This is a genomic window from Hyalangium sp., assembly GCF_045802625.1.
GTDB lineage: Bacteria > Myxococcota > Myxococcia > Myxococcales > Myxococcaceae > Hyalangium.
Genome location: NZ_JBJMQP010000027.1, coordinates 1 through 13,268 on the forward strand (window position 1 = coordinate 1; position 13,268 = coordinate 13,268).

The window sequence follows — 13,268 nt, forward strand, 5'->3', positions numbered from 1 at the left end:
GTGAGGGTGTGGGACGCCAGCAGCGGGAAGGCGTTGCACGTGCTGGAGGGGCACCAGGGCTGGGTGAGTACGGTGGCGTATTCGCCGGACGGAGCGCGGGTGGCGTCCGGCGGGGCTGATGGGACGGTGAGGGTGTGGGACGCCAGCAGCGGGAAGGCGTTGCACGTGCTGGAGGGGCACCAGGGCTGGGTGAGTACGGTGGCGTATTCGCCGGACGGAGCGCGGGTGGCGTCCGGCGGGGATGATGGGACGGTGAGGGTGTGGACACTGTCTCCGGTGGTTCGTGAAACGGTCCTGCTGGGCGGGCCAGAGGGGTGGGTAGCGCTGGCTCAAGGCACTCCCTTCTTCGTGGGAGAGGGGGACACGACCGGCCTGCTGCACTACACCTCTGGGGCCTGCGCCATGTCCGCCGCGCTGTGGCGTCCGCTCTTTCATCGCCCCGAAGCTCTCCGAGAGGCGCTTGCGGGCAAGCCCCTGGACATGAAGACACTCGGCTTGGAGACCTTCCAGTCCTGTGTTCAGGCTCTCCAGGCAGAGCGTCAGCGCCAGGGCCTTGCAAGGAGGCGCACGCCCCAGCGGCCCTTCCAGGCGTCCGTGCTCTCCCAGCCCCCCGAGCCACCGCCTGAACTCACCCTGACAGATTCTCAATTCATCCTCGAAATCGTCCGAGATGGACGCCGCCCTCCAGTCCAAGCGCGGTTGAGGGCCTCGCGAGTGAGCGCCGGCATGCGCTTCACCGCCTCGCTCCAACTGGCGGGCGCCCAGCGCATCGCGGCGTCCCAGGTTGCGCTCCAGCGCGACGAGGGCTCACTGGACACAGCCACGCTGGAACTCCAGCTCGACGTGCCAGGCGCTGGCGAGGGCGTGCTCACCGTCACCTCCCTCTCCGTCCTGGGCAGTGAACACACCGAGACGTTCGGCGTCTCTTTCGAGCTGGAGAACCCCTTCATCGTGGGAGCCTTCATCGACAACCCGCGAGACTTCTACGGCCGCAGCCGGGATCTCGCCGAGATCCTCTCCCAGCTCGAACAGGGCAACGTCGCGCTCATGGGCGAGCGGCGGATTGGGAAGACGTCAGTGCTTCACCACCTCCAGCATCGCCTCCAGGGCCGGTGCGAGCTGTTCATCCTCCAGGAGGACCCCGATTTTATCGAGGATCTCCCCTCGCTCATGGCCGAGCGGCTCGCGCCGGGAGGCAAGCGCGGCGCCAATGACTGGGAGACCTTGGATCACGCGGTCTCGGCGCGGCTGGAGGCGCTGGCCCGCTCACATGGGCGTGGGGCGCGCTTCACGGTCCTGATGGATGAGGCCCAGTTCCTCGCAAGCTCCGCTCGGGTGCGGCACGGGCTCCGGGCGCTCTTCCAGCGGCGCCAGCCCCAGGGCCTGCGGGGGGTGGTGGCAGGGCCGGTGGTCGAGATGCGCGTGCTGGGCAACGTGCAGAAGGGCTCACCCCTGCTCAACATCTTCGAGCCCTACCGCCTGGGCTCCATGAGCCCCGAGGAGCTTCGCGGGCTGCTGAGCACGCCTCTGGGGACCGAATACGCGGTGACGGAGGAGGCGGTGGCCCGGGTGGTGGCCTATTCAGGGGGCCGGCCGCTCATCGCGCAGAAGCTGGGGCGAGAAGTGCTCAAGCGGTGCCGGGCGGCTCGGCGCTTCCGCATCGAGGCGGAGGACATCGATCAAGCCTTCGATGGCACGGTGTTCGACTACCTGGTCCACGCGGCCTACAGCTACCCGAGCACGTGGGAGGCCCTGCCTGGAGAGGTGCGCGAGGTGTTGCGCCAGCTCGCGGGGCGCCCCGGCGCCGAGCAGGAGGAACTGGAGCCCCGGACGCTCCGGCTGCTGGACGCCGTGGGGCTGGCCAGCGTGGGCCACCGCCGCCTGGATGTAGCGCCCCCCTTCCTGCGCTGGATTCGAGAGGTGGCCTCATGATGTGGAGACCCAGTGGCGCGCTGAGTGATCCGAAGGAGGACTATCGCAGCCCCAAGGTGATCTCCGAGATTGTCCGGGAGGCCCGGCAGGGCGTTGCCGTGGTGGGAGTCAGCCGCCTGGGCAAGACGAGCCTGCTCTATCGCCTCAAGGAGCAGCCGGAGCTGCCTGGCTGCGTGCTCGTGGATGTCCATGAGGAGCCCAAGGCCACGCTCGACCAGATGAACGGCGAGGCGCAGTGCTTTCTCTTCGATGAGGCCCAGTACTTCGTGGGCTGGAAGAACGCGGAGCTGGTCGAACTCCGGCGGCGAATCGGAGGGCGCCGCTTCGTCATGGCGGGCTGGCCCACGCTGCTGAAGGACGAGCGGCCCCCAGAACTCGAGCGTCTCCTGAACAATGCCGTCATCCGGATGCTGGCCCCCTTCACGCTTCAGGAGACGGAGCGGATGGTGCGCCGGGAGTTGAGCGATCAACCCTTGGAGTGCGAGGCGAAGATCGTTCATGCCATCCACGAGGCGACGGGCGGTTTCCCGAACCTGATCGCCCGCTTCTGCCGCTACTTGTCGGACAACGAGCGGCGTCCGCTGCGTGCTCCGACGAAGAAGGATTCTCAGGACTTTCTCCATGCGCTCCGCGAGGCCATGGACCCGTTGCAATTGATCTATGGCTCGCTGCCTCCTCGGATGCAGGAGGTGCTGGATGAACACAGGGCGGGCCGGGAGGCACGTCTGGAGGCACTCAGCGAGACGGGCCTGATCCGCTCGGATGGGCGGCAGACGCGCTTCAGTGGCACACTCTTCAAGCTCGCCTGGGGGCCTGAGAGCGAGTGGCGCCCCGCCAGTCCCCCCGAGGTGTCGCGTGGGCCCGTGACGAGCGGAGACACCGGGGTGCACCGGCCTGTCTTCACCTGGCTTCACGTGTCGGATCTCCACTTCGGAGGCGGCGCCGCGTCGCACCGGCACAACCGGGAGGAAGTCCTCAAGGCGATGCTGGAGGATGTGCGAAGCCACAAGCCGTGGATCCCGGATCGGATCTTCGTCACGGGTGACATCGCATGGAAGGCGGACCCCCAGGAGTACCGGGAGGCGAGGTCCTGGCTGAACCAGCTCGCCGCGGTGGCGGGAGTGGACGCCTCGGCGTTGAGGCTCGTGCCCGGCAACCACGATGTGGATCGCGGCCTTACCAAGGGCCTCTCGGTCCGGCGGCACCACGGCGCGCTCCGAGACGAGAAGGCTTCGCAGGCGGTGGAGCGCGAGAAGCGCCCCGTGGCCCTGCTCGACGAGAGCCTCAAGGATTCGGCGATCCGCTCAGAGCTTCGCAAGAAGCTGGAAGCCTACGTCTCCTTCGTGAAGGAGATCGCGGCGCGGCACCCGGACAACGGAGCGGGAGAACCGCTGGACTGGGCGGAAGCCGTGGAGCCTGCGGCCGGGCGGCCCGGGCGGTTGTGGCTGGTGGGGCTATGCTCGGTGTGGGTGAGCGACGACGGGGATGGAGAGCGCAAGCTGTTCCTCGGCGAGGAGCAGTTGCGCGCGCTCAAGGACGTGGGGCCGCAGGATGTGCTGCTGGTGCTGACGCACCACCCGCCGGGGTGGCTGCACGGGGATTGCGAGACGCTGCTGCTCAGGCGCATGGCGGAGCGGGCGCACCACCTTCACCTGTGTGGGCACGTGCACAGCGCGGAGGCGCTGGCGCTGCGAGGCTTCGGGCGGACACGAGAATCCTTCCGGTTCGTGGCGGGAGCGGGCCATGGGGACGCAGAAGGGGAGCACGCCTACGCGTGGGGGGCGCTGCGCTGGAACGAGGCGAAGCGCCACTGGGAGCTGGGGTGGGCTCCGCGTGTCTTCGTGCCGGGAGAAGGGTGGAAGCGGGAGCGCAACCGGTACGACGTGGGGGACGATGGGTTCGCGTGGCAGCCCTTGCCGCTGCTGAAGTGGGAGCCTCCAGGCTCCGGGTGACGCACGAGTCACTTCGGCTGGGTGTCGGCAACCTTCTGCGGCGTGGGCGGCCGGGGCGCTGGGTGGGTGAAGATCGCCGGAGCCACCAGGTTCGCCTCCTCCTGGAAGCCGTTGCCTGTCGGCACGTAGAAGGCATCCACCCTGAAATCTCCCGCTTGAGGAATCCCGTCCTCGATGTGGAGGGCGCCGACGCACAGGAGGGTGGAGCCCATGTAGGCGCTCACGAGGTGGCCATCGGGGTTCAGCACGGCGAGGTGCTTATGGCGCTTCATCCTCTCGATGAGGGCCCGGCGAGAGACAGGCTTCCCCAGCTTGAGCTCCTCTGCCAGGAGGAAGGAGGCCAGGATGCGCGGCCCATAGGCGTATTGATTGCCGTCGTAAATCTTGAAGTGGAGCCACTCGACGAGATCGCTCGCCTGATCGACGGTCCATGCCTCTTGAGCGGGGAACTCCATCAAGTCCACTCCCGCTCTCAGCAGCAACACATCGAACTCATCCATCTGGGCGTAGCGCGCCTCGACTTGCTGTTCGGCGGTGATCACCTTGGGATGCGAGCATCCCCAGAGCGAAGCCACGGCCATGATCATGAGTGCGGAGCGCCCCCAACTCTTGGTCAACATGTCATCCCCCCTCAATCGACTGTCCGGAAGGATGACAGGAAATGCGGCGCTGCGATAGGGGTAAAGCACTCTCAGTTGGAGGCAGGACAGTGAGAGGGATTGAAGCCCCTCCACTGCTCACTTCAGGGCATTACAGTGGTGACGAACTTCGTCTTCCCATCCTCCACCTTGAGCACCACCGCCTGCTTCTCCGCGTCGCGCTTGGCATTGATGGTGATCTTCCCCGCCACGCCCGGGAAGTCCTTCGTCGTGGCGATGGCATCCCGCACCGCCTTGCCCGACAGGTCCGGCGCCCGCTTCATCGCGTCCACCGCCAGCTTCGTCGCGTCATACGCCAGCGCCGCCACGCTGTCCGGCAGCCCGCCGTAGGTCTGCTGGTACTTCTCGGCGAACGCCTTGAGCAGCGGATCCGGGTTGTCCAGCGCGTAGTGGTTCGAGAAGTAGCTCCCGTTCAGCGCCGAGCCGCCCAGCTCGAAGAGCTTCTCGGACTCCCAGCCGTCTCCGCCCAGCAGCGGCACCTGCAGCCCCAGCTCCCGCGCCTGCCGCGCGATCAGCCCCACGTCTGTGTAATACCCCGGCACGAACACCGCCTCCGGCCTGGCCTGCTTGATCGACGTGAGCTGCGCGCGGAAGTCCGTGTCCCCCTTCGAGTAGCTCTCGTTGGCGATGATCTTCCCGCCCATCTTCTGGAACTCCTCGATGAACACCTTCGCCAGTCCAATCGAGTACGCCGCCTTGTTGTCCGTGAGCACCGCCACCTGGCCCAGCTTCAGGTTCTCCCGCGAGAACTTCGCCATCACCAACCCCTGGAACGGATCAATGAAGCAGACGCGGAAGATGTAGTCGCCCTTCTGCGTCACCTCCGGTGCCGTCGAGGTGTATGAGATCTGCGGCACTCCCGCCGCCTGCGCCTTCTCCGCCATCGCCATCGACACCGACGAGGCCGCCTCGCCGATGATCACCGCCACCCGGTCCTGGGCGATCAGGCGCGTGGCCGCCTGCGCCGCCTCCTCGGGCTTGCCCTGGCTGTCATACACGCGCACCGCCAGCTTCTTGCCTCGCACTCCGCCCGCGGCGTTCGCCTCGTTGAGCGCCATCTCGATGCCGTTGCGCGCCGAGATGCCGAAGGTCGCCTCGCTGCCCGTCAGGCTGCCCACCTCGCCAATGAGGATGGTGTCCGGATCCGCCGGCGGGGGCGCCTTGGCCTCTGCCGCCGGAGTGCCCGTCGTGGGAGCGGGCGGGGGCTGCGTCTTCTTCTCGCAGGCCACCAGGGCCAGCGTGAGCGCGGTAAGCAACAGCAGGGCGGAATGGCGCATGGGCAGGCTTCCTCCAAGGAACGCCCTGTCTTCACACGTCCCCCGAGCCGCTTCAACCTCCAAGCCCCTTGCCCACCCTCCCGGCGGCCCAGCGGCGCTTCCTCCATTATAATGTGGACCGATTTAGTACGGTTTAAGTAGAGAGACGCCGCGAGCCGCGGCGTGCCCCGCGCCCAGGAGAGGAAACCGGATGTTCCGGATGAGCAAGATGACCGACTACGGCCTCGTGCTGCTGACCGAGCTGGCTCGGGAAGAGGGCACCACGCGCACGGCCCGTGAACTGGCCGAGGCCACCCGCGTCCCCCTGCCCTCGGTGAGCAAGGTGCTCAAGGGGCTGCAGGGCGTCGGCGTGCTGGTGTCCCACCGCGGCGCCACCGGCGGCTACGGGCTGTCGCGGCCCGCGGCGGCCATTCCCCTCACGCAGATCATCACCGCGCTGGAGGGCCCCGTGGCCCTCACCGAGTGCGTGCAGCACACCGGGAGCGAGCCCGCCTGTGAGCTCGAGTCCGTGTGCCGCGTCCGAGGCCACTGGCGCGTCATCAACCAGGCCATCCAGGACGCGCTCGGCCGGCTGACGCTGGCGGACCTGTGCGCTCCCACCCCGCGCGTCGAGCGCCTCGTCGGGCTGAACCTGCCCGCGCGCCCGGCCACCACTGGAGGGCTCACTTCATGAGCACCGACACCATTCAAGAGCTGACCCGCCGTCAGTACCAGGCCGGCTTCGTCACCGCCGTGGAGGCGGACACGCTGCCGCCCGGGCTGAACGAGGACGTCATCCGCGTCATCTCCCAGAAGAAGGGCGAGCCGCAGTTCCTCCTCGACTGGCGCCTCAAGGCCTACCGCCACTGGCTCACCCTGAAGGAGCCGCGCTGGCAGAAGGTCCACTACAACCCCATTGACTACCAGGCCATCCGCTACTACTCGGCGCCCAAGCAGAAGCCCAAGCTGGACAACCTGGATCAGGTGGACCCCGAGATTCTGCGCACCTACGAGAAGCTCGGCATTCCGCTCGAGGAGCAGAAGCTGCTGCAGAACGTGGCGGTGGATGCGGTGTTCGACTCGGTGTCCGTGGCCACGACTTTCAAGGACAAGCTGGCCAAGGCGGGCGTCATCTTCGGCTCGTTCTCCGAGGCCGTGCGCAATCACCCCGAGCTCATCGAGCGCTTCCTGGGCTCGGTGGTGCCGTACTCGGACAACTTCTTCGCCGCGCTCAACTCGGCCGTCTTCAGTGATGGCTCGTTCTGCTACGTGCCCAAGGGTGTGCGCTGCCCCATGGAGCTGTCCACCTACTTCCGCATCAACGCGGCGGAGACGGGCCAGTTCGAGCGCACCCTCATCGTCGCGGACGAGGGCGCCACGGTGAGCTACCTCGAGGGCTGCACCGCGCCCATGCGTGACACCAACCAGCTGCACGCCGCGGTGGTGGAGCTGGTGGCGCTGGAGGGGGCCAACATCAAGTACTCCACGGTGCAGAACTGGTACCCCGGCGACGCCGAGGGCCGCGGTGGCATCTACAACTTCGTCACCAAGCGCGGCATCGCCCACAGGGGCTCGAAGATTTCGTGGACGCAGGTGGAGACGGGCTCGGCCATTACGTGGAAGTACCCCAGCGTCATCCTCAAGGGGGATGACTCGGTGGGCGAGTTCTACTCGGTGGCGCTCACCAACCACCGGCAGCAGGCGGACACGGGCACGAAGATGGTGCACATGGGCCGCAACACCCGGAGCACCATCGTCTCCAAGGGCATCTCCGCCGGCCATGGGCAGAACACGTACCGGGGGCTGGTGCGGGTGCTCAAGAACGCCGAGGGCGCGCGCAACTACACCCAGTGCGACTCGCTGCTCTTGGGCAGCCAGTGTGGCGCGCACACGCTGCCCTATATCGAAGTGAAGAACGCGTCCGCGCAGGTGGAGCACGAGGCGTCCACGTCCAAGATTGGCGAGGACCAGCTCTTCTACTGCCAGCAGCGCGGCATCTCGAAAGAGGACGCGGTGTCGATGATCGTCAACGGCTTCTGCCGCCAAGTCTTCAAGGAGCTTCCCATGGAGTTCGCGGTGGAGGCGCAGAAGCTGCTCGGGGTGAGCCTGGAAGGGAGTGTGGGGTAGACATGCTGCTGAGCGTCCGCAATCTGCACGCGCGCATCGGGGACAAGGAGATCCTCAAGGGCATCAACCTGGAGCTCCAGCCCGGCGAGGTCCACGCCATCATGGGCCCGAACGGCTCGGGCAAGAGCACGCTGTCCCAGGTGCTCGCCGGCCGGGAGACGTACACCGTCACTCAGGGCGAGGTGCTCTTCGACGGGAAGGACCTGCTGGCGCTGCCGGCCGAGCAGCGCGCCACGGCGGGCGTGTTCCTGGCGTTCCAGTACCCGGTGGAGATTCCGGGCGTGGGCAACCTGCACTTCCTGCGCACCGCGCTCAACGCGCAGCGGCGCTCCCAGGGGCTGGAGGAGCTGGACGCCATGGACTTCCTGGCGCTGGCCAAGGAGAAGATGAAGCTGGTGCAGATGGATCAAGGCTTCCTGAACCGCTCGGTCAACGAGGGCTTCTCCGGCGGCGAGAAGAAGCGCAACGAGGTGTTCCAGATGTCGGTGCTCCAGCCGCGCCTGGCCATCCTCGATGAGACGGACTCGGGCCTGGACATCGACGCGCTGCGGATTGTGGCCGGCGGCGTCAACGCGCTGCGCTCGAAGGAGCGGGGGATGCTCGTCATCACCCACTACCAGCGGCTGCTCGACTACATCGTCCCGGACAAGGTGCACGTGATGGCCGCCGGGCGCATCGTCATGTCCGGGGACAAGGACCTGGCGCTGGAGCTGGAGAAGAAGGGCTACGCGTGGGTGGACAAGCTGGCCCCCCAGGCGGGACGGGAGGCGCGCCCGTGAGCGCGGGGCTCCAGCACTACCTCGATGTGGCTCAGCGCTTCCAGGAGGCGAACCCGGGCGCTCCGCTGTGGCTGCGCTCGTTCCGGGAGCAGGGGCTCTCGGAGCTGTCGCGCCGGGGCTTCCCCACGACTCGCAACGAGGACTGGAAGTACACGGATGTGGCGCCCATCGTCTCGCGCCCGTTCGCGCCCGTGGCGGCGCCCTCGAAGGTGGAGCTGAAGGCCCGGGTGGAGCAGCTCGCCCTGCCGGGGCCTCGGCTCGTCTTCGTGGATGGCTGGCACTCGCCCGAGCTGTCCTCGCTGGCGGGGCTGTTCGCGGGGGTGACGGTGAAGCCCTTGCGCCAGGCCGTGCGCGAGGACGCGGATGCGCTGGCGGCCGTGCTCGGCCGGCGGGCCCGCTTGGAGACCAACCCCTTCATCGCGCTCAACGCGGCGCTGCTGAACACGGGCGCCTTCGTGCAGGTGCGGCAGGGGGCCGTGGCTCCCAGCCCCGTGCAGCTCATCTTCCTGTCGTCCGGAGCGCAGCCGGAGCCGGTGCTCTCCAGCCCGCGCGTGGTGGTGGTGGCGGGCGCGAACAGCGAGGCGGCGCTGGTGGAGCTGTATGCCGGGCTCGACGGCGGTGCCTCGTTCACCAACGCGGTGACGGAGGTGGTGCTCGGCGAGAACGCGCGGCTTCACCACTACAAGCTCCAGGCGGAGCCGGACGCGGCCTTCCACGTCGCGAGCCTCCACGCCGAGCAGGCCCGGGACAGCCGGCTGGCCTCGCACGCCTTCGCGCTGGGTGGGGCGCTGGCTCGCAACGAGGTGAGCTCGGTGTTCGCGGGCGAGGGCGGTGAGTGCGTGCTGAACGGGCTCTACGTGGGGCGAGGGTTGCAGCACCTGGACAACCGCACGGAGCTGGATCACGCGGTGCCTCGCTGCACCAGCCGCGAGCTGTACAAGGGCGTGTTGGATGGACGCTCGCGCGGCACCTTCCACGGGCGCGTGCTGGTGCGCCCGGATGCGCAGCGCACGGACGCGAGCCAGACCAACCGCAACCTCCTGCTCTCGGAGGAGGCGCTGGTGGACACGCGTCCGCAGCTCGAAATCCTCGCGGATGACGTGAAGTGCGCTCACGGCGCGGCGGTGGGCCGGCTGGACGAGCAGGCGCTCTTCTATCTCCGCGCTCGCGGCATCCCCAAGGCCGAGGCGGAGCGGCTGCTCACCTACGCCTTCGCCAGCGAGGTGGTGGGGGCGGTGACATTGGAGCCGCTGCGGGCGCGGGTGGAGCAACTGCTGGCGGCGCGGTTGCCGGGCGGGGCTCGGCAGGAGGTGGTGGCATGAGTGGGACTCGACTCGACGTCGCGAAGGTGCGCGCGGACTTTCCCATCCTCCAGCAGGAGGTGAGGGGCCGGCCGCTGGTGTACCTGGACAGCGCCGCCTCCGCGCAGAAGCCGCAGGCGGTCATTGACGCCATCTCGCACTTCTACACGCACGACAACGCCAACGTGCACCGCGGGGTCCACTTCCTCTCGGAGCGCTCCACCGCCGCCTTCGAGGCCGCGCGAGAGAAGGTGGCCCGGTTCCTCCACGCGAAGGACTCGAAGGAGATCGTCTTCGTGCGCGGCACCACCGAGGCCATCAACCTGGTGGTGAGCTCCTTCGGCCGGAAGAACATCGGCGCGGGCGATGAGGTGCTCATCACCGGGCTGGAGCACCACGCCAACATCGTCCCCTGGCAGATGCTGTGCGAGCAGGTCGGCGCCAAGCTCAACAGCATCCCCGTGGACGCGCATGGAGATCTGGCGCTGGAGCGGCTGGACGAGCTGCTCACGCCGCGCACCCGCATCCTCGCGGTGACGCACGTCTCCAACGCGCTGGGCACCGTAGTGCCGGTGAAGGAGCTCATCCGCCGGGCGCACGCCAAGGGCATCCCCGTGCTGGTGGATGGCGCCCAGGCGGTGACGCACTTTCCCGTGGACGTGGTGGATCTGGACTGCGACTTCTACGCCTTCTCCGGCCACAAGCTCTTTGGCCCCATGGGCATCGGCGTCCTCTACGGCAAGAAGGACCGCCTGGAGTCCATGCCTCCGTACCAGGGCGGCGGCGACATGATCCTCTCCGTCACCTTGGAGAAGACGATCTACAACCGCGTGCCGTACCGCTTCGAGGCGGGCACGCCGGACGTGGCGGGCGCGGTGGGGCTCGGCGCGGCCATCGACTACCTGCGGCAGGTAGGGCAGGAGGCCATCGCGGCGCATGACCGGGAGCTGCTCGCCTACGCGGAGGAGACACTGGGCCGCGTTCCGGGCCTCCGCATCCTGGGCCAGGGGCGCGAGCGCTCCGGCCTGGTGTCCTTCGTGATGGAGGACATCCACCCGCATGACATCGGCACCATCCTGGATCGCGAGGGCGTGGCCGTCCGCACCGGACACCACTGCGCGCAGCCGCTGATGCAGTGCTTCGGCGTGGCCGCCACCGTCCGCGCCTCGATGGCGCTCTACAACATGCGCGAGGACGTGGATGCGCTCGTGCGCGGGCTCCACAAGGTGCGGGAGGTGTTCGGATGAGCTCGGACCTGCAGGATCTCTATCAAGAGGTGGTGCTGGACCACGGCAAGCGCCCGCGCAACTTCCGCGAGGTGGAGGGCGCCAACCACCGCGCCCAGGGCCACAACCCCCTGTGCGGCGACCAGCTCACGGTGACGATCAAGGTGGAGGGCGGCGTCATCCGCGACGTGGGCTTCCAGGGCCAGGGGTGCGCCATCTCCCGCGCGTCCGCGTCGCTGATGACCGGAGCGGTGAAGGACCGCACCCGCGAGGAGGCCGAGCAGCTCTTCGAGCAGGTGCACAAGCTGGTGACGGAGGGGCCGGCCGGGGTGGACACCGAGGCGCTCGGCAAGCTGGCCGTCCTGTCCGGAGTGAGCGAATTCCCGGCGCGAGTGAAGTGCGCGAGCCTCGCCTGGCACACGCTGCGCGCGGCGCTCCGCGGTGAGGCGGAGTCGGTCTCCACGGAGTAGGGAGGGCCTATGCGAGGAGGGTTGGTGGTACTCGAGCGCGAGTGCGAGGCGACGCTGATCCCCAGCGGGGACCGGGTGATGATCCCTGCCGGAACGGAGCTGAGCATCATGCAGTCGCTGGGCGGCAACGTCACCGTGCAGTCGGAGGCGACGGGGCAGCTCTTGCGCATCGCCGCCAGGGACGCGGCCGTGCTGGGCGAGGAGTACGCGCAGGCGGCCAAGGCCCTCGAGCCGGAGCCGGCGGCGGATGGCGCCTTCGACGAGGCCCGCGTGTGGGAGCAGCTCCGGACGGTGTACGATCCGGAGATCCCCGTGAACATCGTGGAGCTGGGGCTGGTGTACCAGTGCAAGGCCACGCCGCTGCCCGAGGGCGGCCAGCGGGTGGACATCCAGATGACGGTGACGGCGCCCGGCTGTGGCATGGGCCCGGTGCTCGTGGAGGACGTGCGCAGCAAGGTGTCGAGCGTGCCCGGCGTGAAGGAGGCCCACGTGGAGCTGGTGTGGGAGCCTGCCTGGGATCAGAGCCGCATGTCGGACGTGGCGCGGCTGCAGCTCGGATGGATGTAGCGCGGCCCGGTGCTCAATTGGGGGGGATGGGCGCGGGTGTCAGCCGATCGCCGGGGGCCTGAGGGAGCAGGACGCGGAAGGTGGCGCCCTTGCCCGGGGAGCTCTCGGCGGTGATCTCTCCGCCCAGGCCCAGGACGATGCCGTAGCAGACGCTCAAGCCGAGGCCGGAGCTGGAGCCGACGCGCTTGGTGGTGAAGAAGGGCTCGAAGACGCGGCTGAGGTGCTCTGGGGCAATGCCCTTGCCGTTGTCCTGGACCTCGACGGCGATGCGGCCGTCCTCCTGCAGGCTGGTGGCCACGCGAAGGCTGGGAGCGGTGCCAGAGGTGGAGTCCTTGAGGGCCTGGGCGGCATTGGCCAGCAGACCGAAGAAGACCTGCTGCAGGCCGTTCTCGCTGGCGAACACTGGAGGGATGTCCTGGAAGTCGCGCACCAGGCGGACCTCGGAGGGCAGCAGCGGGTGCACCTCGCCTAGAGCGTGCTCGAGCACCTCATGCACATCCACCCGAGTACGCGGGGCATCGTCCAGCCGGGAGAAGGACTTCACTTTCTGGATGATGCGGCGGATGCGCTCGGCGCCCTCGAAGGACTCGGCGCATACCTCCCTCAGCTCCTGCACTTCGCTGGGGTTCAGGCGAGAGGGCTCCAGCTCCAGCTGGGAGCGCAGGTAGCCGAGGTTGGCCAGGATGAAGCTCAGCGGATTGTTGATCTCATGAGCCAGGCCCGCGGAGAGGCGGCCCAGGGCCTCCAGGCGCTGGGACTGGACCAGGCGGGTGTTGGCAGCGCTGAGCTGGCGCGAGCGCTCCTCGACGGCGCGGGTGAGGTTCTCCATGTGCAGGCGGTTGGTGCGCAGCAGCTCCCACTTCTCGGTGAGGGCGAAGGCCAGCTGACGCACCTCGATGCCATCGAAGGGCTTGCGAAGGATGAGCAGGCGCTGGGACAGCCCCAGCTTGTGCATCATCTCTTCCCAGGAGTAGTCGGCGTAGGCCGAGCAGATGACGA

At 68.2% G+C, this 13,268-nt stretch carries 11 protein-coding genes and 1 pseudogene; 9 read left to right on the forward strand and 3 right to left on the reverse strand.

Features of this window, described 5'->3' with window-relative positions; all coding sequences use genetic code 11:
- Positions 1–1,932 (forward strand): annotated as a pseudogene (locus tag ACJ8AT_RS04830) (hypothetical protein); the annotation flags it as partial.
- Positions 1,929–3,884, forward strand: a complete 1,956-nt coding sequence (locus tag ACJ8AT_RS04835; protein ID WP_407736368.1) for a metallophosphoesterase — start codon at positions 1,929–1,931, stop codon at positions 3,882–3,884. The pseudogene ACJ8AT_RS04830 and the gene ACJ8AT_RS04835, both read left to right, overlap by 4 nt.
- Before the next feature lie 8 nt (positions 3,885–3,892).
- Here the strand turns inward: ACJ8AT_RS04835 and ACJ8AT_RS04840 are convergent, their stop codons facing one another.
- Positions 3,893–4,504 (reverse strand): hypothetical protein, encoded by a 612-nt coding sequence (locus ACJ8AT_RS04840; protein ID WP_407736369.1) that lies wholly within the window; start codon positions 4,502–4,504, stop codon positions 3,893–3,895.
- 122 nt (positions 4,505–4,626) lie between these two features.
- The gene (locus tag ACJ8AT_RS04845) at positions 4,627–5,820 is read right to left on the reverse strand and encodes an ABC transporter substrate-binding protein (protein ID WP_407736370.1); all 1,194 of its coding nucleotides are present in this window, start codon (positions 5,818–5,820) and stop codon (positions 4,627–4,629) included.
- Positions 5,821–6,010: 190 nt separating this feature from the next.
- Between ACJ8AT_RS04845 and ACJ8AT_RS04850 the strand changes: the two genes are divergently transcribed.
- The 7 genes from ACJ8AT_RS04850 to sufT are packed head-to-tail and all read left to right on the forward strand — an operon-like array spanning position 6,011 to position 12,269.
- Positions 6,011–6,493 carry an SUF system Fe-S cluster assembly regulator gene (locus tag ACJ8AT_RS04850; protein WP_407736371.1) on the forward strand — a complete coding sequence of 161 codons (483 nt, stop codon included), beginning with the start codon at positions 6,011–6,013 and terminating at the stop codon, positions 6,491–6,493.
- Positions 6,490–7,926 carry a Fe-S cluster assembly protein SufB gene (sufB, locus tag ACJ8AT_RS04855; protein ID WP_407736372.1) on the forward strand — a complete coding sequence of 479 codons (1,437 nt, stop codon included), beginning with the start codon at positions 6,490–6,492 and terminating at the stop codon, positions 7,924–7,926. Before ACJ8AT_RS04850 ends, sufB begins: the two co-directional genes overlap by 4 nt.
- Before the next feature lie 2 nt (positions 7,927–7,928).
- A complete protein-coding gene (sufC, locus tag ACJ8AT_RS04860; RefSeq protein ID WP_407736374.1) occupies positions 7,929–8,705 on the forward strand; it encodes a Fe-S cluster assembly ATPase SufC in 777 nt (258 codons plus the stop codon).
- On the forward strand, positions 8,702–10,027 hold the full coding sequence (sufD, locus tag ACJ8AT_RS04865) for a Fe-S cluster assembly protein SufD (protein ID WP_407736375.1): 1,326 nt from the start codon (positions 8,702–8,704) through the stop codon (positions 10,025–10,027). The genes sufC and sufD overlap by 4 nt, the downstream gene beginning before the upstream one ends.
- On the forward strand, positions 10,024–11,253 hold the full coding sequence (locus tag ACJ8AT_RS04870) for a SufS family cysteine desulfurase (RefSeq protein ID WP_407736376.1): 1,230 nt from the start codon (positions 10,024–10,026) through the stop codon (positions 11,251–11,253). The genes sufD and ACJ8AT_RS04870 overlap by 4 nt, the downstream gene beginning before the upstream one ends.
- Positions 11,250–11,702 (forward strand): Fe-S cluster assembly sulfur transfer protein SufU, encoded by a 453-nt coding sequence (gene sufU, locus ACJ8AT_RS04875; protein WP_407736377.1) that lies wholly within the window; start codon positions 11,250–11,252, stop codon positions 11,700–11,702. Before ACJ8AT_RS04870 ends, sufU begins: the two co-directional genes overlap by 4 nt.
- Positions 11,703–11,711: 9 nt before the next feature.
- Complete coding sequence (gene sufT, locus ACJ8AT_RS04880) at positions 11,712–12,269, forward strand: putative Fe-S cluster assembly protein SufT (RefSeq protein ID WP_407736378.1); 558 nt, start codon at positions 11,712–11,714, stop codon at positions 12,267–12,269.
- A gap of 13 nt (positions 12,270–12,282) precedes the next feature.
- Here the strand turns inward: sufT and ACJ8AT_RS04885 are convergent.
- A partial coding sequence (locus ACJ8AT_RS04885) for a sensor histidine kinase (RefSeq protein WP_407736379.1) occupies positions 12,283–13,268 on the reverse strand: 986 nt, incomplete at its 5' end.